General features: G+C 49.2%; 14 protein-coding genes. 8 read left to right on the plus strand and 6 right to left on the minus strand.

The window, feature by feature from the left end; genetic code table 11:
- The first annotated feature begins 124 nt into the window (after positions 1-124).
- Positions 125-1,729, plus strand: coding sequence for a glycosyltransferase (locus CX664_RS18445; protein WP_101748146.1), 1,605 nt, complete (start codon positions 125-127; stop codon positions 1,727-1,729).
- On the opposite strand, the gene CX664_RS18450 is transcribed toward CX664_RS18445, so the two are convergent.
- Positions 1,730-5,008 carry a hypothetical protein gene (locus tag CX664_RS18450; RefSeq protein ID WP_101748147.1) on the minus strand — a complete coding sequence of 1,093 codons (3,279 nt, stop codon included), beginning with the start codon at positions 5,006-5,008 and terminating at the stop codon, positions 1,730-1,732.
- A gap of 454 nt (positions 5,009-5,462) precedes the next feature.
- Between CX664_RS18450 and CX664_RS18455 the strand changes: the two genes are divergently transcribed.
- Genes CX664_RS18455 through CX664_RS18465 form a run of 3 tightly spaced genes read left to right on the plus strand, consistent with a single transcriptional unit; the run spans position 5,463 to position 9,393 of the window.
- The gene (locus CX664_RS18455; protein ID WP_101748148.1) at positions 5,463-7,892 is read left to right on the plus strand and encodes a DMSO/selenate family reductase complex A subunit; all 2,430 of its coding nucleotides are present in this window, start codon (positions 5,463-5,465) and stop codon (positions 7,890-7,892) included.
- 20 nt (positions 7,893-7,912) lie between these two features.
- The gene (locus tag CX664_RS18460) at positions 7,913-8,548 is read left to right on the plus strand and encodes a DMSO/selenate family reductase complex B subunit (RefSeq protein WP_219622232.1); all 636 of its coding nucleotides are present in this window, start codon (positions 7,913-7,915) and stop codon (positions 8,546-8,548) included.
- 2 nt (positions 8,549-8,550) lie between these two features.
- On the plus strand, positions 8,551-9,393 hold the full coding sequence (locus tag CX664_RS18465; RefSeq protein WP_101748149.1) for a dimethyl sulfoxide reductase anchor subunit family protein: 843 nt from the start codon (positions 8,551-8,553) through the stop codon (positions 9,391-9,393).
- Positions 9,394-9,674: 281 nt separating this feature from the next.
- On the opposite strand, the gene CX664_RS18470 is transcribed toward CX664_RS18465, so the two are convergent.
- The 4 genes from CX664_RS18470 to CX664_RS18480 all read right to left on the minus strand — a co-directional run bounded on the left by CX664_RS18470 (position 9,675) and on the right by CX664_RS18480 (position 15,257).
- The gene (locus tag CX664_RS18470; RefSeq protein WP_180966545.1) at positions 9,675-12,869 is read right to left on the minus strand and encodes a PilC/PilY family type IV pilus protein; all 3,195 of its coding nucleotides are present in this window, start codon (positions 12,867-12,869) and stop codon (positions 9,675-9,677) included.
- Positions 12,870-13,063: 194 nt separating this feature from the next.
- The gene (locus CX664_RS18475; RefSeq protein WP_101748151.1) at positions 13,064-13,474 is read right to left on the minus strand and encodes a hypothetical protein; all 411 of its coding nucleotides are present in this window, start codon (positions 13,472-13,474) and stop codon (positions 13,064-13,066) included.
- 37 nt (positions 13,475-13,511) lie between these two features.
- On the minus strand, positions 13,512-13,670 hold the full coding sequence (locus tag CX664_RS26550; RefSeq protein ID WP_180966546.1) for a hypothetical protein: 159 nt from the start codon (positions 13,668-13,670) through the stop codon (positions 13,512-13,514).
- A 60-nt stretch (positions 13,671-13,730) separates the two neighbouring features.
- A complete protein-coding gene (locus tag CX664_RS18480; protein ID WP_101748152.1) occupies positions 13,731-15,257 on the minus strand; it encodes a hypothetical protein in 1,527 nt (508 codons plus the stop codon).
- Between the two features lie 501 nt (positions 15,258-15,758).
- Between CX664_RS18480 and CX664_RS18485 the strand changes: the two genes are divergently transcribed.
- Complete coding sequence (locus tag CX664_RS18485; RefSeq protein ID WP_146000135.1) at positions 15,759-19,442, plus strand: ankyrin repeat domain-containing protein; 3,684 nt, start codon at positions 15,759-15,761, stop codon at positions 19,440-19,442.
- 16 nt (positions 19,443-19,458) lie between these two features.
- On the plus strand, positions 19,459-20,031 hold the full coding sequence (locus tag CX664_RS18490) for a M20/M25/M40 family metallo-hydrolase (RefSeq protein ID WP_101748154.1): 573 nt from the start codon (positions 19,459-19,461) through the stop codon (positions 20,029-20,031).
- 131 nt (positions 20,032-20,162) lie between these two features.
- Here CX664_RS18490 and CX664_RS18495 read toward each other — a convergent pair whose 3' ends face one another.
- Positions 20,163-22,010, minus strand: a complete 1,848-nt coding sequence (locus tag CX664_RS18495; protein ID WP_146000137.1) for a hypothetical protein — start codon at positions 22,008-22,010, stop codon at positions 20,163-20,165.
- A 553-nt stretch (positions 22,011-22,563) separates the two neighbouring features.
- Between CX664_RS18495 and CX664_RS18500 the strand changes: the two genes are divergently transcribed.
- Both CX664_RS18500 and napF read left to right on the plus strand, forming a co-directional pair.
- On the plus strand, positions 22,564-23,883 hold the full coding sequence (locus tag CX664_RS18500) for a TatD family hydrolase (RefSeq protein WP_101748156.1): 1,320 nt from the start codon (positions 22,564-22,566) through the stop codon (positions 23,881-23,883).
- Positions 23,884-24,305: 422 nt separating this feature from the next.
- Entirely contained in the window at positions 24,306-24,866 is a 561-nt protein-coding gene (napF, locus tag CX664_RS18505; protein WP_101748157.1) for a ferredoxin-type protein NapF, read from the plus strand.
- The last annotated feature ends 103 nt before the right edge of the window (positions 24,867-24,969 follow it).

The following is a 24,969-nucleotide window of genomic DNA, read 5'->3' on the forward strand; positions in this document are numbered from 1 at the left end:
TTATTATCAAACACTCGTACATTAAAATACGAGAGTCGAGTAATAAAAATATTTGATCACTATCGAATGAATAACCTACTGTTTAAGCCTAATGATAAAAACTTGCATATTTAGTGAGTGTTAAATGAAGCCAATTTCATCAACTCAAGTTACAAGTTTATGCCTGCCAGGTGATGATCAGAAAGTTAAACAAAACCACATACACATTTCTACAGAAGGTTACCGGTACACTGTTGGCGGTAACGGCGTTTTTGTAAACACCTTTTGTAAGGCATTTCACGAGCGTAGTTGTAAAAATATTGTGGTTCTGCCACTGCTTGATTTCGTAGAGGATACAGATGTAAAAAAATCAATCACTGCTGGCTGTCAGCTTTCTTCTGGTGAATTAATATTGGTTGAAAGATGCAGTGATATGCCTGAATGTGATGTCTATAGAGTCCAACCAACAGGAGGGCAGAAAAGGTATTTTGACAAGCATATTAATTCATACAATATAGAGCAAGAATACAAAGACTCTTTGGCAGAGGATCTTTACTTTAAAGAACAAGGAATTAATGATTCTGATGAAAGATTGAAATTTGCTGGTGCTATATCTCTAAAAATGTGTGTGTTTAACCAGATAGCGGCAAAATTTGTCAACGAAGTGCTTTTACCAACAATGGGAGGCAAAAATGTATATGTTCATGATCATTTTTTTGGAGGATCCCTTCAATACGTTAATCACTTCGAAAATGTTAAAAAAGTGAACTGGGTACATTGCTTAAGTCCCCATACGGGTTTTAGTGACTGTATGGCCAATAAAAAGCCTGTTTACACAACCCAAAGCTATATGAAGATGGATGAGAGCAAGTTCTGCAAGTTACCGGATCATGAAAAACCTGCAAGAGAGAGGGCAATTAAACATGCTGATGTAATTTTAACAGTATCGAAATATGCCCAATCTTTTTTGACATTTGAACATCCTCTCATATCAAAGTTCTTGAGGATTCACAAAAAGGAGATCAGATCAATCAAAAGCTGTTCAGATTTATCAAAGTTTAGCCTGAGCGCTACGGCCAAAAAATATGGGTTAGAGGGAATTCCGGGAAAAAATATCAAATCAAAACTCAGAGAACTGTTCTTTGCCGGAAAATTGCCTTTAAAGCCACCATTAAATAGCAAAGGATGTGTGAACCCGGTCGCTAAAAACTTACCAATTGTTTTTTTTATGGGCAGGCCTCATTTTGAGAAAGGGACAGAGCATGTACTGAATATGGTAAAAAAACTGGATTGTCTATTTTTTATTGTTTCTAACGGAACAGAAAAAGACCCATTTATTCAAGCTATTCACGAAACCAAAGCAGCAAGAAATAACCTCGTTTTACTTACTAAAAATCAAGAGCATAAGCAACTCTTAATGGCTGTTGCGGACTATGCCGTTATTCCTTCTCTGGCTGAGTCCTTAGGCTTGATTGCCGGTGAGTGTAATTCTATGGGGCTGCATGTCATCAACTCGGATATAGGGGGGCTGCCTGAGGCGTTACCTACTTGCGATGAATGCAGAACAGAAGTTCATTCAAATGCGGAGTATGGTCATTACTCAGAAGATACAGATAAAGCATTTCTCCAGGCAGTTAGTGAAAAGTTAAAAGCCGGAAGGCCCAGGTCATCGCATATTGTAAGGCATGCCAGTTATTTCCATTCAATGGAGAAATTTACTACTTCAATAGAAAATGCTCTTTCTAATTAATCAGTGCCTGCCTTGGTTATTTTCAGGCAAGGTAACAGGATCAGCCTCGTCATCATACTCTGGAGGCAGCAGCAAAGAGTTCCTTGCAAGTGTGGAATTGGGCATCATTTGGTGAAAAATTTTCCCGTCATGTACGCTCGACTTCACAAAATAGCCGCGCTCACTGAGCAGTCGGGCACCCGGAGAGTCCGGCTGCCGGAGCATCTGCTCCAGTTCAGATTGTTCCAAGGTACCAACAGAGGGCAGTATAGCCTTCTGCTGCAGCCGTATCGTCTCAGTTTCCAGGGCATCCCGGATGTCAGCCGATATCCTGTTTTCGAGCCCGGGCTGGTTCGCCGCCACGATCATCTTTTCTGCCAGGGTCATTGCTTCGGGTATCCTGACTTGTCGAAGTTCCCCTTCATTGTGCAGGCGTCGATAAGCGCCACCGGACCCGGTATCCGGATCCCAGCAACCAGGCGGTTGGGGATCTGTATGCCGCCGGTGGTGTTCTGCTAAGCAAGGTGAAATACCGGCTTTCTCAGCGATAACGAACCGGACCAGATCGTTCAGGCACTCACGCAAACACTGATAGGGGTCCGGTGCCTGCTCAATCAGTAATCGTCGTGTATGGTTATCAACCGGGAGATGGTATTGACTGGTGAACGGATTGGGCACCTGGTGATGCCATCCCCCGGTAATGCTGGCCAGATCCCGAAAGCTCAACATGACTGACTGGATCAGCAGAGTGAAGTCCGGGTTGTTGACTACGGACAGCAGTTCAATCTTTTCTGGCTGAAAATAGCCATCATGGATCATTTCACTGGTGTCAATTTCTGCTGAGTCCGGTGTCAGCCTGATCGTCGGAAAGTCCTCCCGTGGTGGTTTGACCCGCAGGATATCCACAGTATCCCCAAAGCGCAGTACCTGACGCAGCAGTAACTCTTCCTCTGTGCACTGGTGATCAGGAGTAAACGACGGATTTCCAGCATCCATCATTTTGCAGTTTTTGTTTCTCAGGGCGCTGGCCACCAGGGTAACCAGCTGCCCGGGGTTCTGTGGCAGTCTGGCCATATCACGCTGAAACAGTTCTGCTGCGCGCAGCTCTTCAACATTTTTATGCTCATCTTCAGCGACAGCATCGTGGTAGAGTTCGGCAATGGGTAGTAACTCTTGCAACTCGGGATGCTTCAGCAGTAATTCCCGGAATGGCTTATGAAAGTCGGGCAAAACCTTACTATCTATGAGGAATTCGGTGGCCAGTTGTGTGCGCAGGGCGTGATCCAGTCCGTGCCATTTGCGGTAATAGGGTTGTATGCCGTTCGCCAGGATGGTGTGTGCTCTGTTGGGATGGGGATATTGGTAATAATACTGACCGACTATCTGGGTAATTGACTTATAGCGACCATCAGGCAGGGTTTCCACGCCCTCAAAGGTTGGCGGTGATGCCAGAAAATTCACCAGCCAGTCCGGCTGGCATTCTCCTTGTTCCCTGCGCTGAACCACAACGGCAGGATTACAATAGTAATATTCCCCCAGAAAAATACTCAGCCTTTGGTCAATGGATCGATTGAGAGTCGCGGTACTCTTTAAATGCTCACGTAACTGTTCATCGTTGTATCGCCGGGTTGAAAATCTATTTTCCAGAAATTCTTTAACTGCATGCCCATAAACCGGCTCATTGGTAAAAAAATGATTATAAAACTCCTCGCCAAGCAGTCCAGCAGCCTTCCGATGTAGCTCTGAACTGTCCAGCTGCCGGTGATTCAAATGCTCGTGCAATGCTGTCCTCAGGATCGATACTCTATTAGCTATCATATAGTGTTTAGTAACGGGGCCGTCCCCATCATTGCAAAGAAGTTCCCACAGCACCTCGTTACGAATGGTATTGGCTTCATCGTAGGTCAACAGATTCGCCCGGAGAAAATGATTGGTAGATGTTAATATTTCAAGATGATCTGCAAGCTGGGCTGATGTTTGATAACTGAGATAGATTCTTGCGCCGTAAGCGATGAGCAGGCAACACACCAGTGGATTATAGTGGACAGGTGTTGAGTCTTTGTACCCTAATAAATAGGGAACAAACAAATTGTTATTTAATAACTCCCGGCAGATGAACACTTGTGCGGCAAAGGTGGGTCTGGCCTGTTCGAAAATGTAATCCCAGCTGGACTCGTTATCGTGTATCTCGAAATCATAATATAGCCAGGGAAAGTGTTTATGAAACGGGGTCTGCTCAAGCAAAGCTTCCAGTAATATATTCGGTAAACTCACTTTGCTGGTGACCTCGTCCGTCCGGACTGGAAGTTCGCTTATGAATGTTGCTGAATCACAGTTCTCGATGGCTGTCAGGATGGCTTTGATGTTGGTGCCAAGTGCCTTGACGCTGGCTGATACCGTGCTGACCTGCTCCGGAATATTTTTCAGTAGCTGCAGAAATCGTTCACCACCGGACTGACTCAATAACTGGTAAAGCCTGAGTTCCTGTCCGGTGAAGTTGCCATATTGAGAGAAGGCACGAATGTTTTGCCGCAGCGTTAGTGCTTGTGTACGGCTGATTTCCACCGGGGGAGACAACACCCCCTGTTGGCTGTTGTACAGGCACAGTTTTACAGGCTCACGGAACTCATCACCGGACGTGTTACCTTTATTCTGCTCAAGCGTCAGAATATTGCCCATGACTTCTTCAAGGCGGCGAAAAGAAAACTCCCTGGTAAAGTCCAGAAGATAGCCATAGTGCATGCGGTCAAAATTAATGTGACAGAGAATTTCCGGATATTTGCCTGCTCCTGTAATGAACCGTTCAGACGGTTGGTGCAGTAAATAGCCATTCACGCCAAGGTGTCCTGAGGTTAAAGGTGATTCGCTAAACAGGGAGTGCTTTCTGTGATAACTCTCTGCTATTTTCTCTGCCAGAACATGCCAGCTGGTAATTTTCTTGGTGTATGTGAACCTGCTGCACGGTTCCCCCGAGGCATTCGAACCGACATCTTTTTTATAAGCCCAGAGCATATGGCAGCCGGGCGCAGGTTTCAGAACCGTAATGACCTGGTCTGGCCTGGTGCCAAATTGATCCGGCCGCCTGGCTTCTATTGCATATTGGGCACCGGGTGACAATAAACTCACTGGCCTGTATTGATCGCCTGAACCGGCAGCTTGTAATGCATTGACAACACGAACTATCATCCCGCCAAACTGACCGAATGCGGCAACAGGATTGTATTCCTCTTTCTTGCCGCCTGTCGGTGGTGGATGAAATCCTGACGAACCAATGCTTGCTTCCGCCTGAGGTATGGACATATCAAGGGTCTCAATGAATTTAAAATCGTATATCGGACTGCACGGGAGTAAGGCTCCGCCTGAGTGAAATGAGCACAAACTTCAGACACCGAAAATATCGAAAGGTTCCCCGTAATCTGGCAGCCCGGGCAGGTGCCATGTAAGGCACAGCGGAGGAAGTACCGCCGCAGTCATGTCACCGAAGTTGCAGTGCAGCACATTCTTGTCCTCAATAATCATTATCAATTACATGGCGCGCCGTGCTCTGTAGCGTGCTCGAATAAGTTCCTACCCTCTTCAGTAATTGCCTCAAACCCTGCAAAAAATTGATCCAGGTCAATCGGTTGTTTGTTGACTGGCTCGTATTATCAGCACTATTTCACCAGTTCATTATTTGTACAGAGATGCATTTTGTCAGGGGTAACACTACCTGTTTGTGTGCTGGTTTCCGGTTTTAGTGATAACGGTAAAATAAATGAAGAAACTTCTCGATAGTGCGCTGTCGTCTGTCATCAAGCGAAGAACGTTTATCAAGTGGGGGACTGCTGCGGGCAGTGCCGCTGTTGTCGCTGGCAATGCGCTGCCTCTGAAAGCCATGGCAACGGATTCAACACAGGCAAAAGCCGCTGAAGACCAGGTGACCTGGTCTGCCTGTATGGTGAACTGTGGCAGCCGCTGTCCTCTCCAGGTGCATACCAAAGATGGCATTATCACCCATGTTGAATCGGATAACCGGGGCGATGACATATACGGTGATCATCAGATTCGCGCCTGTCTGCGCGGTCGCTCCATCAAGCAACGGGTATACAACCCTGATCGTCTGAAATACCCCATGAAGCGGGTTGGCAAGCGTGGGGAAGGCCGCTTTGAGCGCATCAGCTGGGATGAGGCGCTGGATACCATCGCCAGACAGTTGCAGTACACCATCGATACTTACGGTAACGATGCGATCTATTATCAGTATGGCTCCGGAACCCAGGGTTATAAGACCGACGGGCCTTTTGCCTCCAAGCGTCTGCTGAATATGCTCGGTGGCTTTCTGCCTTACTACGGTAACTACAGCTGGGGACAGATTCAGCGTGCTCTGCCGTTTACTTATGGCGGTGGACGTCCAGCGGCGTTCGGCAGTTTAACCAGTGAAATCGCCAATGCAGAATTGCTGGTCATGTTTGGTTACAATCCGGCAGAGACCCGCATGAGTGGCGGTGGGGAAATCTACGAGCACATCAACTCGGTGAACAGCAAAAATGTGCGCACCATCATCATTGACCCGCGTTATACCGACACCATGCTGGGCAAAGAGTCTGAGTGGATTCCAATTCGCCCGGGGACCGATGCTGCCCTGGTAGAAGCCATGGCCTGGGTGCTGATCAACGAAAAGATGGTGGATGAAGCATTCCTCGAGAAGTTCTGTGTTGGCTATGATGAAAAAACGCTGCCAGTCAGTGCACCGAAGAATGGCCACTACAAAGCGCACATTCTGGGCCGGGGTGCGGATGGCATCGAGAAAACCCCTGAGTGGGCGGCAAAAATTACCGGTATTCCAGCGAAAAAAATCATTCAGCTGGCCCGGGAAATTGGCAGGGCCAAACCTGCTTACATTATTCAGGGTACCGGTATTCAGCGTCAGGCCAACGGTGAACAGGCGAGCCGTGCCATCTGCATGCTGCCAATTCTGACCGGCAATATTGGCCTTGCTGGCACCAACACCGGCGAAATGCCAGGCAACTATGGCTTCCCGGTGAAAACTCTGCCCATGGGTACCAACCCGATCAAGACAGCGATTCCATTCTTCAAATGGACAGATGCGATTCATCGTCACCATGAAATGACGGATAAGACCGATGCCCTGCAGGGCGGCACGTCACTGAAGAATCCGATCAAGTTCATCTGGCAATATGCGGGCAATATCACGGTTAACCAGCACTCTGATATCAACCGGACCAAAGAGATCCTGTCTGATGAGAGCCTGTGTGAGTTTATCCTGGTGTTTGAAAACCATATGACACCCACCGCACGGTTCGCGGATATTCTGCTGCCGGATATCACCACCATTGAAAATTATGAAGTGGCCAGCAACGGCTATGCCTCGGGCAGTCTGGGGGCGGTGATTCCGCTGGTGCCTGCTATTGCCCCGATGTACGAGTGCCGCAGTGCATACGACATCTGTGCAGGTATTGCCAAACGCTTTGGTCTGGAAGCGCAGTACACAGAAGGCAAGACCCATGAGCAGTGGGTGGCGGAACTGTACGAACAGATGCGTAAAGAACAGCCTCAGTTGCCAACACTGGAAGACCTGCGTCGTGACGGCCCCTACAAACAGCTGGCACCGAAGCATATTCGCATCGCTCTGGAAGGTTTCCGTAAGGATCCTGTGAACCATCCTCTGGGTACCCCATCCGGGAAAATCGAAATTTACTCCGAACAACTGGCGACCATTGCCGCTGAGTGGAAGCTGCCGGAAGGGGATGTGGTGACACCGCTGCCACAGTATGTCACCACCTGGGAAAGCCATCTGGATCCGCTGACTGAGAAGTATCCGCTGCAGCTGATTGGTTTTCACACCAAGGGCCGTGTGCACTCCACATACCACAACGTCGCTTTCCTGCGTGAAGCAGTGACCGATGCCGTATGGCTGAATCCGGCAGATGCACAGGCCCGGGGAATCAAAGATGGTGACATGCTGAAAGTCTGGAATGACCGTGGCGAGACCCGGGTTCCGGCTAAAGTCAGCCCCCGGATTATGCCGGGTGTTGCTGCCCTGGCAGAAGGTGCCTGGTACGCACCGGGTAAAGACGGTGTTGACCGTGGTGGCTCATTCAACGTGCTGACCACTCAGCGCAGTACGCCGCTGTCCAAGGGTAACCCGATGCACACCAATCTGGTTGAAATTGCCAAGGCATAACAGGATAGGAATAACGTTCGATGAAACAACCCTCAATAAAACAACTGGGATTTTACGTCGACACGGCCAAGTGTACGGGCTGCAAAACCTGTCAATTGTCGTGCAAAGATGAGAATGACCTGAAAGTCGGCGTGAACTGGCGCCGGGTCTATGAATACGGCGGTGGTAGCTGGCTTCAGAACGAAGACGGCACCTACGCCCAGGACGTGTTTGCCTATTACACCTCCATCAGCTGTAACCACTGTGCCAAGCCAGCCTGTACCAGGGCCTGCCCAACCGGTGCCATGCATAAGCGTGACCAGGACGGCCTGGTGCTGGTTAACGCCGACGTCTGTGTTGGCTGTCGTTACTGTGAAATGGCCTGCCCCTACGGCGCACCGCAGTTTGATGCCGAGAAGAAAGTCATGACCAAGTGTGACGGCTGTTTCGACCGGGTTGAGCAGGGCAAGCAGCCGATCTGTATCGAATCCTGCCCGCTACGTGCCCTGGATTTTGGTCCGATTGATGAGCTGCGTGCCAAATACGGCACGGAAGCGGATATTGCGCCACTGCCGGACTCCTCTCTGACTGAGCCATCGCTGGTGATGAAGGCGAGCCGTCATGCCAAACCTTCCGGTGACAAGACCGGACGCATTATGAACACTCGGGAGGTATAACCATGCATGAGTTGTCACTGGTATTTTTTACGGTGTTGGCACAGGGCACCGTTGGCCTGTTCCTGATACTGGCCAGCCTGCTGATGGCGAACAGTGATGCCAATCGTCAGCAGTTGTTGAATAAACTGCTGATGGTGGTTCTGGTGCTGCTGGGTATCTCCGGCGCTGCCGCCATGACCCACCTGGGCCAGCCATTGCGTGCCATAAACGTGATCTTTGGTCTGGAGCACCTGTCAGCACTGAGCGTTGAGATCATCACTACTGTGCTGTTTGGTGGAGCTGTTTTCACTTATGTGGCCATGGTGCACTTCGGTATCCTGGCCAAGTTGCAGAAGCTGGTTCTGGCGGGAGCCATGGTATTGGGCGTGCTGTTACTGCTGGCCATTGCCAATGTGTACACCCTGGCCACGGTGCCTGCCTGGAACAGCGGCTGGACCATCTTCCAGTTTGTTATGACCGCTTTTGTGGTGGGTATCCCGGCGGCGGCGCTGATGCTGAGAAGTCAGTCGGCCACCTTAGGTGCTTTCCAGAAAAACGCTGATCGTGCGCTGGCCACCTTGGGCTTTATCACTCTGGGTCTGGTGCTGGTGGGTTATCCGCTGTACCTGTTCTGGCTGGGTCAGGTTGACCTGCCTGCTAACCCGCTGGGTCTGTTTGACTACCACGGTCGTCTGATGCTGGCCCGTCTCGGTCTGTTGTTTGCCGGTCTGGGCGTTTGGGTGATGGCTGCCACTCGTGGTAATAACTCAGCGGCAGGTCTGGCAGGGGTGAGTACCGTCCTGGTGCTCACGGCTGAACTGTGTGGTCGTATCTTCTTCTATGACCTGCATCTGTCGCCTATGTGATCAATATAATTATCATGTAAGCGAGTAAATGCAGAACACCTGAGTTATAAGCATAATAGCCTGAAAATCCCTAGGAGCCTGTCCGAGAATAGCGCCCGTAGCGAGGATGGCAGAAAATTGAGGATAAAAATTTCGTTTTGTGAGGTGAATAGCGGGGCTATTTGCCGAACAAAACGGAATTTTTAGACCAATTTGCTGCCACCGCAGTAGGGCAGTCTATTCTCGGACAGGCTCCTAGACAGGGCTTTTCAGGTTCTGCTGGTTCTTTTTACCGCAACTGTTCACCGGTTTTCTCTCCAGAAACTTCGCTTAACACGTTTCAAGTTGGCCGGTTCCAAACGGCGGTCTTCACCGACAAGACATTCAGAACCGATGCACACCTGCATTTCTGCACCCTTGGAGATCACAGAGGGCTGGGGCGCAATGGAGCGACTGTTCAGTATCATTCTTCTACCGTGCGAGCCCATATGCTCCATAACGGATACGTTCAACACGCTAGTACCATCCTCAATATTCACGGCATAAAAATAATTGAGCCCGACGCCCGGATTACAACTGCTAGAGGAAATTTGTGGAACAAAAGAGCTAAACAGCAGCATGCCATTGATCAGTGAGGCCCGGCCCAGGATTTTCTCGCCGGGATCTTCCAGTCTCATAAACCAGCCAGCAGCTCCGCTCAAAGAGCCCAGTGCCGCATTTTTATCCCACTGGTTACCGTGTTGAATGATGTTGGAGGTCGCATCGTACAGTGACGCCTCAGTAATGACCTTACCGTTGGCATACCGGTAAGTGGTCGGCTTGTTAAAGATATTGCGGTCACGAATCACATACATACGATCCTCCACCGCCGTATTCATGGGGCTGGGGCGGGTACCGCTGCCTATGGCGATATTGAGATATTCACGATTGCTGTCAACGGCTACAGTGGGTGCCTCAAAAAACCGCCGGGCATCCACTTCAGAGTCGCCTGCCAATTGGGCAATCACACCACCGTTGGCGAAATTCCAGGACCCGGTATTATCGGGATTGATATCAATACGGAATACCTGACCGCCAATATCCACCGCATAAAAGTAATCGGTCAGGCCATCCTGGTTAATATCAACCAATGTCAGATCTGCCGGAATACTGTATTTCATTTCCGGGATTTTCAGGAAACTGTGTTCGCCGGCATGCCAAAGCATTTCACCGGAATAGGCATCAACCATATATATTACCCGGCCTATGTCGTTGGTCTCAATTTCCTCCTGCTGGTCAGCATCTTCGTCATAGCCCCCTCCAAACAGCAACACATATCGTTCAGACCCCTGCCACTTGACCTTCGTTACCTGCACTTTTGACCAGGTTTGCCCCAATTCCGGAAAGTCGGGATTCCTGGATGAATCGTCGTCATGCGCGTTGTTGGAATCCACATCCCCTTTGATAACCCATCTAAGCTTTGGCGCACCCCGGTGAGTAACGTCCAGAGAATAGATATTACTGCCCCCCCTGCGCATGGTCAGGTATAAGTAGGCATGCCCATGACCGTCCGTTATGTTGCCATCGCCGTTCCAGTCCTTGAAAAAGAGCGTTATCGGCCCATCCATGCCATATACTTTGGCTCTGCCAGGATCGGGCTCCGGTGGTGGAGCTGGCCATTCATGCCTGGGTCTGATGTCACAAACAGTGTCGCCAGTAAAGAGACCGTTGTAATGCCATTTACAATACTCAGGATGAGCACACTTTGCTTTTGACCAATCCCAATCGCATTCATCATCGTTCGTGGGTGTCGGGGGGATAAGACGACAACTCTCGCTCAGGGTTAAATCTCCCCACTCAAACCTTTCTTCACAATAACGGGCCGGCACACAGGCACCGGGTACCTGGTAATTCCACACACACTGTGAATCCGAGGTTGGCGCACCGGATATCGCCGGGCGAACTGTCCCCTCCCGGTACATTCGCAGGTTGCCCAGCAATTTCTTGGGAATGAACGAGAAAGTAGTGTAACCAGCGTGATCCACAGCATGGAGAAAACCATCATTGGTGGTAAAAAAAATGGTTTTATCCACTTTACCATCCCACCCCCAGGGGTTATAAGTAACAACGACCGGCTGGGTATGAATAGGGTCACCCATACTGAACCGTGGTTCTATCAATACACCATCGCCATCGTCGTCATCAATATCAAGGCCCCGTGCCCACTGCAGCAGCTCTATTTTCTCCAACATACCAGTAACGCCCAGAGTACCGTCAGGAAAAGAAATAAAATTGCCTTCGTTGACCCCATTTGAATCGCTTGACAGCTCCACATCCCTGTCGCCAGTTAAATTGGTATAAATCGGTCGCGCCGGATCCAAAAGCGAGGCAGCCCCACCGGCTGTAACGACTTTACCATCCGGGGCAGCGCTCCAGAAACTCTGGGCATTGTCAGAAAAAAAGCCAGTCACCGGATCAATGGCCAGATTCCCGTTGGCATCGTATATCTGATTATCATCACCCAAACGGTAACGTTTCAGGTTGCCCGTCCAGTCTGGCCCGGAGCTAGGGGCAAAAACGGTGTAGTAAAGCTCATCGGTGGACTCAAGGGAGTTAAAAGCATTGACGGGGACGGTCGGTGCGGCAAATGAGGTGGATTCTGAATTGACCCGAACCATGATATCGGCAAACGCCTGGCTCAGCTGGTTAGCATCCTCGGCCCGGTAGTACTTCCCGCTACCGGCACTGACGGAATTGGCCAGTACTTCTTGCGCCCATCCATCCATTTCACCAAAGCCAATAACGCTTAAGAAGACGTTCTGGTCGCCATCAAAATGGCTATTAACATCGTTATTGGCCATATACCAGATAATTTCATTAAGGCATTCGTGACAATCGTGGAAGATATGATTCGGAATGGTCTTACCCGCGATCAACCGCTCAATGTCAATATCAGCACCGGTATCATAGGAAGGTGCGCCATCAGTCAGCAAGATGATATTGTTCTTTTGGCATTCTGAGACAATGGGGGAACGATAACTCCCGCCTAGATTCCAATTGATGGCACTGAAATCTAATCCCAAGGGGCTAAACCCGAATTTGAAATTCTGCCCCGAAAAATAAAGGTAGGCTTCATACAACGTTTCAGCCATTGGTGAAAAGCCATTGGGCATCAAACGATCAACGGCATCCATAGCTCCCTGTCGGCCAGTGTCAATATCTTCAGATGCGAAAATTACGTAGCCGCCCTCATCATAGTTAAAGCCCATTACACTGATATTGATATTCTGTGCATCACTGATAAAGTCCTTGGCTACTTGCTTGGCTATATCCATGCGGGAGGGGCCAAAACCCTGACAAAAACCTAAGATACCACATACCTGACCCCCGGGCCCGTCCCTCGAGTTCATGCTCGCCGATGTATCCATAATCAGCATCACATTGGGCTGGGCTCCAGTGGGAAGGTCGGCAACAAACAGATCAATATCATTTGCCGCCAGTTCACAAGAGAAAATCAAGGAGAGCAGAAAACACCCTGACGTCCATAACCGTCGAGAGCTTGTCTGCGAGTATTCTGAACATTCATATTTTGAATAATCGTTGCTAAACATTCCTGACATTTTTATCCACTGTTCTGTTGTTATGCCCAGCCAATGCTCATATCTACGAAGGGTGATACTTTTTATCAGGCAATAGCAGAATTGACAGTTCCTTACTCCGGTGCCGAACTCTGCGGTGGTGTGATCAACAGAACCTGCAAGGCTTGAGCCGTATTTTCAATCCAGATCACCAGCGCAGGCTGCTCCGGGGAGTCCCGGGACTCCTGTAAGTCCTCCAGGTCCCGCAAGTCCTGCAAGCTTGCCTTCTGACTACCAGCGCCTAGCCTGCCCACTTGCAACCGCTGGTCAAAGGCCAATCGTTTTGGCAGACAGGTTGCACAGGGGTAGGCCCAGATCAAGCCACTGGACTCATTGCGAAATTCAACTTCTATCTTGCCGAACTCCTGGTCAACTTGCCTGCCCGCTGCGTTGCCATGGACCGCCTGGCATGACAGCCATATTCCTGTCATGGCAGCCAAAAGCCAGTAGCGGATATGACTATCATGGTGTTTGCTCAGTAACATAAATCACCCCCATGCTCTGGCCTGAACGGGAACCGCTTCAATGATGGCATTGTTCTCTAGGTAAATCAGACCAGCCACTGATTCCCCGAACCAGCTTCTTCTCACTGACGGCAGCAGCCGTCATGTACTGATCGATATCGGCAGTCCCCCCGGAAACAACACCATTAGCCACCTGCAACCGTGCCAGGCCATGCATTGGGGGAGCGGCATTATTTCCTGACCTGGCCAGGCCCTGAACAGATATAGGCTGGCCTGTTTATTCAGCCAGTTGACCCATTGCTGGTTGTTCCTGAAGTGCAGGGGAGGGTTTATCAATGCGTTCAATACCCCATTGCTCCAGCTTTTCTTTCCATGTTTTTCGAAAATCCGATGAAGTCTTGATCTTTCCCAGTGTCAAAACAGGTTGAGGCATTCCTTTTCTCAGACACTCGCCAACCAGATTCATAAACCATGCGGAGTTTTCAGCGGCTTGTGCAAGGCTGTCAAACCCTTTAAGACTTTCACCAAGGGCGTTCAAGTGCTGAAGGTCATCGAGCATTGATTCCCGCCCTTCCTGCTCCCGCGCGTACCGGGAAGCAAACAGTCGTGACTTGAGCAATCCACCCGATCGACAGGTTTGCAGTGCAGGCTGATCCAGTATTGCAGTTGCTTCAGTCAGTACCTCCTTCACGGAATAATGGTCTTTAAACTGAACCAATGGGCACTGGCGCTGATCCGATAGAACGGGAAAACTCTCCCATATTAAAGCGATGTATTCCTGCAGTTTCTGATTCTTGAACTTAAGCGAGTTCTCTTCAGCCACTAGCATTTCCAGACTGAGTTTTTCAAGGTCATCGGCAGTGCTGGCAACATGAAATTCCCGATAATCGGACAACCCCACAGGCTCTTGCCAACAGGCATCAAAACGAACAATCTCTTCAGCAACACGCCTGGTTATTGTGCATTTATCAAATGCGAGCCCATTCTCCTGGCGCAGTCTCTGTATGTTGCCTGCCAGCTCTTTTTTTAAATTTTCTTCTTTTATTTTTTTTTCTTCCAATGCTTTGTTTCTTAATCGTTCCTCACTATCGGTGCGTTGAAATTGACTGACGCCCGGTGGGCTGTTGTTATCACAAGCAGTCTCAGGCTGCACAGACGAATCGGCAATCCCCGGGGCTTTCATATACACTGACCAGGTTCTTGTTGTCATTGCCGGAGACAACGACAAACCCAAAGGCTCAAGACTTTTTATTAACTCCTTTGCTAATGTTCCAGCCGACCCGTGCCCTTCCAGTAAACTTGCTATTTCTTCTGCAAATGCTTCAAATGTTGGCCGCATTTGTGTCACTGTAACGGCAGGCTCGTCCTCAGCGCTTTCCGGGAGTCTGAAGACAAAATCTTCCGGGTTTTCTGCCAGATAACCCTTAAGATATTGGTAATGGAGGCAATTTTTCTGCACGTAGGCATTCAGGGCGTCTTGATAGTGTCGGGCAAATGCAGGGATGTTTTTACTGTATAAACTTTCAGCAGTTTCAGAGTCGAGGTAGCCCTTACTGGCAAGTTTCCTGAATCCCTGTTCACCAGCCTCCCGGAGTTGCTTCAATGGCTTTTTCAGTGCTGACGACCCTGTTCTGATGCTGCCCTTGTCTGGTGCCCGCTTCCTGGCACCGGACACTGCTTTTGCTATCTTGCCTTTAAACCGCCCTTTACCCGGCTTCCCTTTCTCGCCTGATGGAATATCCGGCATCGATGTAGAAATATTTGCACTTGCTGCCGCCTGCTGACTGAGTGATAGGTTATTCATAAATTCCGGATTCGTGAACGCACAATAACTGTTATCAGCTTCGCCTGATCAAGCCCTGATCATCGGTACTCAAGATAGTCATAAAGAAAGAAAACACCCATATTTTCCCGGCAGACAAACGCCTCAACAGGCCCTGAAGATAAACGTAATAATCATTTCAGGCTTAAACGAAACTAAAGAGGCAGGGATAATGAACTTTGACTATTAGAAATTGTCACAAGGTGCGTTGATACAAATTTAAGATCAACTTTAAAAACAACAGTGGAGTCATTTGTGGATTCAGTCAATGCACCACCAACTAGAGCTACTAATCTGGAGCTACAATGCCATTTATGCTTCGGAGAGTTGGAAGGTAAGTTTAATGATTTTGTCGTGACCCATTGTTGCAAAAAAATCATTCACTCCAGTTGCTTGCAAAAGTGGAGATCAGAACGAGGAAGCAGTCTTGGCAAGAGGGCCTGTGAGGTTCCCGTCAAACCAAACCGGGCTTATGTGAGTTGTATGCTTTGCAAACAGAATGCCCTGCCTGCCGTTAATGTGAACACCCTGGTTTATAGCAACAGTGGCAGTACCAATTACTGTAATCCGGAAATTGCTGCCTATCTGCAAAAGCATATTAAGAGTGGGCAAGCAAGCTCATCTGGAAACGATCAGTCTGGCCAATGGGGGGGCAGTTACAGCACAACAACAATGGCAAGTGGCTCAACGAGCTCGTCAGCAAGCTCAGAAAATGGTGCGAATAGCAGGGGCAGTGACGACCATATTCCTGATTTGCCGACTCTGGTTCGTCAGGGGTTGAAACGCAATCTCGAAGATTTGCATTCTGGAATTCAAGAGCCACTGGCGGTTCAGGCCTGTGTCATTGGCGATCAGAACATGCTTCAGGAGATCGCACGTCAAGCCCCGGCTACTCTTCGCACTCCGCAGGAAAGTGTTTTTTATCGTGGAGCTGTACCTCCGGCTCTGGTGGCTGCTGAACATAATCATGAAACGTGTGTTAAGAAGATGGCCGTTAACCCGAACATGTTTCGACAGTCACTGACGCATGCCCTGGAAGACAATGATGAAGGCACATTGGCAATGCTGATCAGGAGCGATAAATTGGGGTTTGCCAAATTGCGCCTGCTCCAGGCAATTGAACGAAAGGACAAGCAAAAGGCGAAATTGCTGTCGGCCGCTGGCGTTGATCTCTTCTCGGTAGCCAAACATGCCATTGAGGATGACCACAGCCCGGCAATGATAAATTTCCTGCACAGCATCGGACTCAGTGGTAGCAAGATTGTTCTCATAGCCGCAAAGGCAGCGAACAGGAGGCTGCTCCGTGATTTTAAGGAATCGTCTGAGTTTCGCAACATCATCAGGGATGGCCATTTCGTTGAGGCCATAATCCTTGCTGCACAACAAGAACACCGCGGCGCATTGCAGGAACTGACAGCGTTTGTGACGCTGACAGACGCACTGTGCCTCTGTGTCCGTGAGCATAATGAACCCGCCATTGCTGCGTTGCTCAAATCAGGGGCGTGTTTGCTGGACGCCATGGTGCTGGCCGTTTCTAAAAGTCAACTGGAACTGTTTGAACAATTACTGGCCAGGAACATAGATGACGGTGGTCACTATTTAAGGCTTGCTGCGCAAAGTGGTGATGAAGGTCTGGTGCAGGCCCTGCTCAATGCCGGCATTGATGCCAGTGGCGGGGATGGTCAGGCTGACACGCCACTGGTTATAGCCACACGCAATAGCCATGCCAGGGTGGTCAGTATGTTGCATGACGCTCTGGGGCCTGACCAACGCGTCAATATTATTGTCCGGTCGACCAGGGAAGGGACTGAAACGGAATTGCGATCACTGCTGGCTTCCTACCCGGGGGCAGGACAAATGTTCCGTGAGATGCAGCAGGTCATTAATTATTTACGTAATCAACCTGGCTACGGTGAACCGGCTATCAGACAGCTGTTAGATAAAATGGATGTCGGTAAAACAGTGATCATTCTTTCTGAAGCCCTGAAAAATAACGATGACAAAATGCTGACAACGCTTCTGGCGGTCGGGGTCGATCCTAATATCACTGATTGCAATGGCTTGCCTTTGCTGCACGCTGCTGCTACCAGAGGAGACCAGCAGATGGTTCAGCTATTGCTGGAGAGGGGGGCAATAGCTGATCTGCTGAATATGGAAGGGAAAACCGCCTTTTCCATTGCTGTCCGAAAAGGCTATAAATCGATCGCTGACCAGCTGATCAAAGCGACAGGTGGCGTAGATATTGAAAGTGAAGTAACTGCAGCGGTTGCTCGGGCAGACGTTGAAATGCTCAGGCCTTTGCTGGGTATGGCTGACCTTGGCGGCACAAAGTTCCGGCAACTGTTCCATCAGGCTGCTGTGAGCGAACAGCGTCAGGTGGTCAGTGTCTTCGCCACGCAAACAACCATGAGCGTTGAAATTGCCTTTGCCATGGCGCTTGGTGATAACGAGTTGAAGGTAGCTGATGAATTTCTCAAGGCCGGTATGGATAAAAGCCGTTGCTGGTCGGCGTCGGGTTTGCTGATAGCGGCAGCTCGCAAGGAGGAAGAGAAGGTTAAAATGCTCATTCGCAACGGTATTGATCCCGCTAATGACATTAAGCTTGCGGCACAAGCCCGGGAAACGGAAGCTCTGTCAGTACTGCTATCGTCTTTTGATGATATTGAGGCAAGAAACAGCCAGGTTAAGGCGCTGATGTTCAGTGAGGTGGACAATCCGCCAGTGTTCTCATCGCTGGTGGATGTTGAGCGTGAGTCCGGAGCTGCTGGTCTCAGGACTATCCTGGTGTCGATTTTGGCCAGAAGCAAACAAGTCCGTACTGATCTGGAGAGTGTGCTGACAGTAAGGCAGATCATTTTGGCTGAGGACAGGGATGAGAACAGAAAGGGGAAGCCGGAAGATTCCCCCGCCCTTAACCGACAGGGAGGCTGGCAGCGGGATCGAGTTGAGGAGCCGCCGGGTCATGGCAATGTGAGGATAAAATCCTGTGATGATGCTATCAACGACCATCGGGCTCATCTGGAAAGGAATGAAGCTGTTATCCGGGCATTGATTCGCGCCGGAGCTGATCTTGATATCACCGACGAGACCAGGGGCTCTCTCCTCTCTCAGGCGATACAGGGGAACTGCCATGACAGTGTCCGGTCCATTCTGGCTTTCCTGACACGTTCAGGCTCGACTGCCAACATCCCTGCTGCATCGAGCCAACAGTCCGGTGGTTACATCAACAGAGATCTTTCAAGGGTATTGACCGATGCTTTGGTGTTGGCCATTGGTCTGGACCGGCAGCCAATGGTCAAGCTGCTGCTGGACGCTGTGCATAAGATGAAACATGTTGAATGGGATCTCTCCCGGCTCAATGGCAGTAGCGACCTCCTCCCTGGCGTTGCACAAACGGGAAATACCGATCTGTTGCGAGAACTCTGGCAACTGGGTGTCCGGGCTACCCCGAGTCTGATTCAGATTGTGCAGGGCGCAGACAGGAACAAGTTGCAACAGTTTGTCAGGGCCGGGATTAAACTGAACGCTGCGGATGTTGGCGGAGATGTGCATCCGTTGCTGCTGGCCGCCATTCTGTTCGCTGAAAATAGCCTTATATACTTGGTGCGTTCCATTGTCTCGATCACTGACAATGTTGACGACGTTATTTGTGACCAGCAACTGACATTACAAGAATCGGTGCGGTCAAAGCTTTGGCAAATTGTGGCTGAACAGCATGACCACATGATGAGTTTGCTGGTTCGCGCTGCTGATGGAGGAAATCACCGACTTTTTGAGACACTCGCGGGCAACCAGAAGATGGCGGGTCCCCTTGGCCGGTGCCTGAGCGATGCGGCACGCCGTGGCCATCGCAAGGTGGTCAGTGAACTGATCAACATTGATGTTGATATCAACTCCGAACCGGAGGTATTTCTTTATGACGTAGCCCTTGAGCATCCGGATATTGCCAAAATGGTGGTGAACTATTGGGCAGGGAAAGCGAACAGAAATCCCCAGGTTATTATCAAGTCGGCGCTTACTTTGGCAACAAGGAAACTGACGGAGCAGCCCAGTGCTGATCGGCAGCAGACAGAGCAACTTTGTGTCTTTTTAAAGGGCTTATTAAGCAGCAACACCTTGCACTCTCAATCGACAGACTATCAGCAGCCCTTTCGAGCTCAGCGGTAAAAGCCTGTTGCGAACGATGGTAATGCTCCTTGCTGACATTGCCAACAAGTTTACCGCAGAGGTCGATACCCGGCATCTGCAGCGGCGGTTAGAGCGAATACTGAAGTTTGGCCCCAGAGATAATGTTCATAAGTTCTCCAAAGGGGAATACAAAAAAGTGGTCAAACAGTTGGAGCGTTTTCTTGACAGGATGGGGGTCGCTTCTTTCCGACAGGATTTCTCTTACGGCAACGGGAGACGCGATTTTCGTAAAACGTTTGATTTAAATTCGGCGACCCCCAAATCTGCCCTGGATAAAGGCTGTAATCTATGTGCCCTGATTCCCGGCAAATCCAGTAACGTTGTGGTGGCTGGTGCTCATCTGGATACTTTCCGGAAAAGTCCCGGTGCCAATGACAATGGCTCCGGTGTTGTGGCGCTGCTGGAAGCGATTCGGATTTTCAAAAAGTCCGGACTAAAGCCCAATAACCCGGTGCTCTTTTGTTTCTGGGGCAGTGAAGAAAGATCACCACGCAACTTCGACAACGACAGGCGCCGTACTGGCAGTGGTCTCGCCTTTGGGTCCCATTACTTTGCCCATCTCTACTGAGCCAATCGCAGCCCTGGAGGCCCCATCTGTCGTTGAGACCTTTACGTCTCACTGTCAAATTCTGCATTTCCCTGTTTATTCTTTTATGACGACTCTTTTGATGCCAACGGTATATGATTCCATATGGCCAGCTACTTATCTGCTTCACTGTTTTTCACAGAACCGGTATCTTCCCGTTCACTCATCTCTTTAGCTAATCGTTCACTCTTCTCTTTAGCTAATAATGCCTTAAGGTTTTTGTGATATTCACTGAGAGTTATACCTTTTCCGGCACTGCGTAAACCTTTCCTTTTAATAGACGGCACTTCCAAAGTATTTTTATTTTTATCACGCAGGATAGAGCATGCTTGTTCAATGATTTCACCAGGGGTGCTATCGTGACCCGGTCTTGTTTCTTTAAGGTGTTGTTCCGAAAATCGTCTAACGCTGTTTCCAAGTTCCTGTATCCCTGAATCGATTTGTTTCTGTATTCTTCTTTTTCTAGCTTTTTCTAATTTCATTCGCTCCTGATGATTCAGGTTTGTGCGTGGTCTTTTTGTTCGTGGCTTTGCAGCCCGGAGCAGTAATTCCTTATCATTATCAATTAATCGAGCTGCCAGTTGTAGAATCTTTCCGACAGTGCACTCATTGTTGTTCAGTGCTTTAATACGCATGAACTTACTCACTTCGCTGCTTAATTTTGATACATTAACTTGGCTTCTCTCAACTTCAGGATCAGCAACAGGAATCGATTCGTACGAAGTACGCATTTTTTTCAGAGGAGGAGGGCCATTCAGTGTTTCCAGAACCCGGCTTGATGAATTTGAAGAACTTGCTTTAGTTTTTTTCTGCTGTGCCTGGTATTGAGAAAAATTTTCTTCAAATGCCTTCTTAATGTGCTTTCCAGTGGTTTCTGCCAGTATTTTATCGGTATGTTCGCGAAGTTGTTTGTTTGCTTCCTCCTGCCTGGCTTCCAATAATGGCTTGATTGCTTCTGAAACCGATTTTACAAGAAGGGGGTGCATGCCTGGAATAGTTGCTGTTATTGATGATGAAACAACTTGATTTATTTGTTGCTGTAATACGGGCATCATAGCTTTGACAGCATTGGTTACCTCACTTTTGATTTGTTCCCCCATTAGTTCCCGCATTACATCAGGCATTATAGCTTCGACCGTTCTGGTTATCTCCGTTTTAAGCTGAGGAATGACGGTGTTAGAAATGGATTGTGCTACGGCTGACAAAAGCCGTGAGGATTTTCTTGCAGGGTTGTGGGGGGGCACCGTTGATGCATTGTGGTTACCGATTTCCAGGGTCGGCGTCAAATCGGGAGTCGCTGGTGCACCTAACACTGTAGCATTGAGCTGCGAAACCAGAGGGTGGTTTGGAGGCAGAGGCAGCTGAAGCGAAACCCGGGAAACCTGTCGGGGCAGATTAGCCTCTACAGGGGGGGTTGAGAAATGAGCCAGTCGTTGACTTGGTAAACGGGGAGCCGTTGCTTTTGGAGAGGCGTCTGGCATTAATCGGGGACGATTGGATCTGATGAATACACCGGACGACAATAAAGGGTCCTGACTATCAGGGCGCAGGCCGGAAACTGGTGGTGATTGCAAAAATGACGCACTTTGATCTGGGCAACTGAATCGATAACCCGGGGAGCATTGTGAATTTGGATTATAGATCCCGGTTGACGACGTCAACATGGGGGGCGTTTCTTTACGGTGCTGGGGGGGATTTGTGAATTGCCTGTGATCCAAAGGGGCAGCATGCATTACCGGATTCATATTGCAGTGTGTTGTCTCTGTTGCCTTGATATTCCTTTGTTGTAATTGAGTAGTGATACTCTGCCCGGGCATCATTGACATTGGTCCAGACTGACACAAACCCGGAGTTTGCGTATTGAAAACACGGGTCTGGGGGGCATTTAGAGTACCTTCTCCTCCGTTAAAATTTAAAAAAGAAGGAGAACCATTGCCCATTGATAAAGGAGAATTAAACATGCCCTGAAAACTACCCTGAATTTGTAATAGTACCTTAATATTATGACCTTTTGATTAACTATAAGTTCAAAACTGTATTTGCCATGAAAACTGAATGATGAGCACCGCTTCCAGCTCTGGAAGCGGCAGGTTTTGAGGCTCTAAGCCATAAATCCCTTTCCTTGAGGTCAGTTAATAGATATTCCATTGATGCTTGCGCAAAGTTAGTGCCAAGGTTTTTTTCAAGGGATAATTCAATAATTTATAGAGAAAAAGTGATGCTGATAAGGCTTTATTCTATGTGGGTAAGCCAGAAATATACGATTCCATTTGGCCAACTACTTAAACAGGTACTAATACCGTTTGAATTATTATCAGCATTAACCAGTGCCATACTGATACTGTCGTTTTCTCAGCCTGGTCAGGTGGGAGAACACACCATGAATATTGTCGTGTACAGTGGCAATTGTCGTATCCGTTTACTAGCCTGATCGTTCAAGTTAAAAGTGCCTGTGTGCCGTGAAAATGTTGACGGCAACTTCTAATGATGTAAGGCAGGAGCGAGCTGACTAATATGATTCCGGCCAATATCACGTCATCCAATCCCGCTTCCTCTCATGACGTTAGCAGCGAAGGCAAGCAGGCGGCTGCCGACGAATCGGATCTGAAAGTCTGGCAAGAAGGCAGTTCGTCAAAAGGCCGGAAAAATAAAAAAAAGAAGGGGCGCTCAGGTGCTTCTGATAAGCCTTTTTCAGGTTCCCCCTGTGCATCCCGATACCTGGACAACCCGGACTATCCTGCCGTCCAGGAGCCGCAGACCAGGCCCGACAGGGGGCTGAAGTCCCGTCATTGCCAGCGCTCAACCAAGACAGCTGCATCACCTGATGTTACTGCCAGAGGTCGTGATTCTTCTGATTTTCAGTTGGCTGACCGATCAGAATTGAGCAAGGTGAAATTGACGCCTGCGGAGTTCAGGCCTCGATACAAGACGCCATTGGTTGATATCGGAGCCAATCTCGTCGGACACAGGTTTGGTGACTTGTCCCGGGTTATTGCCAATGCTTCCCGGTCAGGCGTCGGTCGCATCATGATAACAGGTACTTCTATTGCTTTAGCAATAGAGGCGCAGAAAGCCGTGGATAAATGGCTGAAGCAATCTCCGCATGCTACCGGGGCCGCTGGAGCCTGTGCGTCTGCCGATTCCTCTCGATGCTCTTTGTATTACACAGTGGGATGCCATCCACACAAAGCCAGGAATTTTAAGCAAGATGGTGGCATACCGGAAATGAAAAAATTAATGGAACGGGGCGGCAGCCACTGTATTGCAGTAGGTGAGTGTGGATTGGACTTTGTGCGCGAGTGGTCTCCCAAAAATGTCCAAAGAGATGTGTTCAGGGAGCAGTTGGAGCTTGCGGCACAACTGAAAAAGCCACTGTTTTTGCATGAGCGGGGTGCCCACAAGCAATTCATTGAAATTCTGACAGACTACATAAATCAACTGCCTTCTCCAGCCATGGCCTGCGTTCATTGCTTCACCGGTAACAGTGAGCAGCTGCAGGCCTATCTTGATCTGGGCTGTTCCATCGGGATTACCGGTTGGATCGGCAATACGCGTAATAAAGATCTGGTGGGTGCGCTGCGCTCTGTCGGTTGGGAGGCTCTGCGTGACCGGCTGATGGTTGAGACCGATGCACCGTTTTTAAAACCTTATCTGGTTATGCCCCGGCAGCCAGATCAGCACAGGGGTGGTCGTGGCAAAGGACAAAGTGATAATGAACCGGCCAATCTGCCCTATGTGATCCATGCGCTGAGCCAGGTGCTGGGTGTGGATGGAGAAGAGATTGCTGCTGCAACCACAGAAAATGCCCGCCGGATATTCTCACTCGTCGACTGACGCAGCATCGGTGAATAACTGGTTAAAATGATTGAGCAATAATTAATCAATAGGTGCAGGAGTTATTATGGAGAAAACTGTTCTTTGTTTTCTATATATGAAGGTAATTTTATTTATTATAAGATCATCAAAGAATTATATATTCCTGCATTATTTTCTTCACCGGACTTCGATATAGTCACGTCTCCCGATGGGAAGTATAAGACTGTCTGGAATAACAAAGACGCACCTTAAACTTGCAAGATGGTCAATTGGCCGGATTTATTTCTGCAACAGCTGACAACTGGATACGCTGTAAATGTGAGCCAAGCAAGGTAAAGGGGCACAGGGCGAAAAGTGTCACGTATAAATACCGGTTTAATCATTCTTCAAACAGCGTATGTTGGGCACAATTTTCAAGCCTACAGGCTTCTGGTTAAGTCGTGTCCGATATACAGAGAACAGAAGACGAACAGTTGGTATCCCCGGCAAGGCGGGCTTTTTTCCGGCGTTTCGCCCCTGAACCCGAGCAGGTGATCCCCAATAGCCGCTACCCACGGCCGCCATGGGCAGTAGATAACACACTGTTTCTGGCGCTGTGTACCCAGTGTGATCAGTGTATTGAGCAATGCCCGATGCGGGTGCTGGGAAAATCCGATGAGCAAGAAGAGATTCTTTCTGGTCGTCCTGTACTGGACCTTTCTTACGGTCGTTGTGACTTTTGTGGACAGTGCGTTGATGCCTGCCCATCGGGAGCCTTGAGCGGTGAACAAGGGAAAAAGCGGCAGGTGATTCCCCAACTTGCTGGCAGTTGCCAGGCAGAACTGGGGATGTACTGTAACCTCTGTGAGGAAACCTGCCCTGAACAGGCGATCAGCTTTGCTGCGGATAATAAGCCGGTGATAGACCTCAGTCTCTGCAGTGGCTGTGGCGAGTGTGCTCTGGATTGCTACAGTCGTGTATTGGTCATGGCCAAAGCTTCCTGGGAGGCTGTCCGAGAATAGCGCCCGTCTAGGCGACCCCGTAGCGAGGATGGCAGAAAATTGAGGATAAAAATTTCGTTTTGTGAGGTGAATAGCGGGGCTATTTGCCGAACAAAACGGAATT

The organism is Endozoicomonas acroporae (assembly GCF_002864045.1).
In the GTDB taxonomy this organism is placed as follows: Bacteria; Pseudomonadota; Gammaproteobacteria; order Pseudomonadales; family Endozoicomonadaceae; genus Endozoicomonas; species Endozoicomonas acroporae.

Excerpts from the sequence above, each read along its gene's own strand:
- CX664_RS18445 (WP_101748146.1), top strand. The coding sequence starts at position 125 with ATGAAGCCAATTTCATCAACTCAAGTTACAAGTTTATGCCTGCCAGGT.
- CX664_RS18450 (WP_101748147.1), bottom strand. The coding sequence starts at position 5,008 with ATGTCCATACCTCAGGCGGAAGCAAGCATTGGTTCGTCAGGATTTCAT.
- CX664_RS18455 (WP_101748148.1), top strand. The coding sequence starts at position 5,463 with ATGAAGAAACTTCTCGATAGTGCGCTGTCGTCTGTCATCAAGCGAAGA.
- CX664_RS18460 (WP_219622232.1), top strand. The coding sequence starts at position 7,913 with ATGAAACAACCCTCAATAAAACAACTGGGATTTTACGTCGACACGGCC.
- CX664_RS18465 (WP_101748149.1), top strand. The coding sequence starts at position 8,551 with ATGCATGAGTTGTCACTGGTATTTTTTACGGTGTTGGCACAGGGCACC.
- CX664_RS18475 (WP_101748151.1), bottom strand. The coding sequence starts at position 13,474 with ATGTTACTGAGCAAACACCATGATAGTCATATCCGCTACTGGCTTTTG.
- CX664_RS26550 (WP_180966546.1), bottom strand. The coding sequence starts at position 13,670 with ATGCATGGCCTGGCACGGTTGCAGGTGGCTAATGGTGTTGTTTCCGGG.
- CX664_RS18480 (WP_101748152.1), bottom strand. The coding sequence starts at position 15,257 with ATGAATAACCTATCACTCAGTCAGCAGGCGGCAGCAAGTGCAAATATT.
- CX664_RS18485 (WP_146000135.1), top strand. The coding sequence starts at position 15,759 with ATGCTTTGCAAACAGAATGCCCTGCCTGCCGTTAATGTGAACACCCTG.
- CX664_RS18490 (WP_101748154.1), top strand. The coding sequence starts at position 19,459 with ATGGTAATGCTCCTTGCTGACATTGCCAACAAGTTTACCGCAGAGGTC.
- CX664_RS18495 (WP_146000137.1), bottom strand. The coding sequence starts at position 22,010 with ATGTTTAATTCTCCTTTATCAATGGGCAATGGTTCTCCTTCTTTTTTA.
- CX664_RS18500 (WP_101748156.1), top strand. The coding sequence starts at position 22,564 with ATGATTCCGGCCAATATCACGTCATCCAATCCCGCTTCCTCTCATGAC.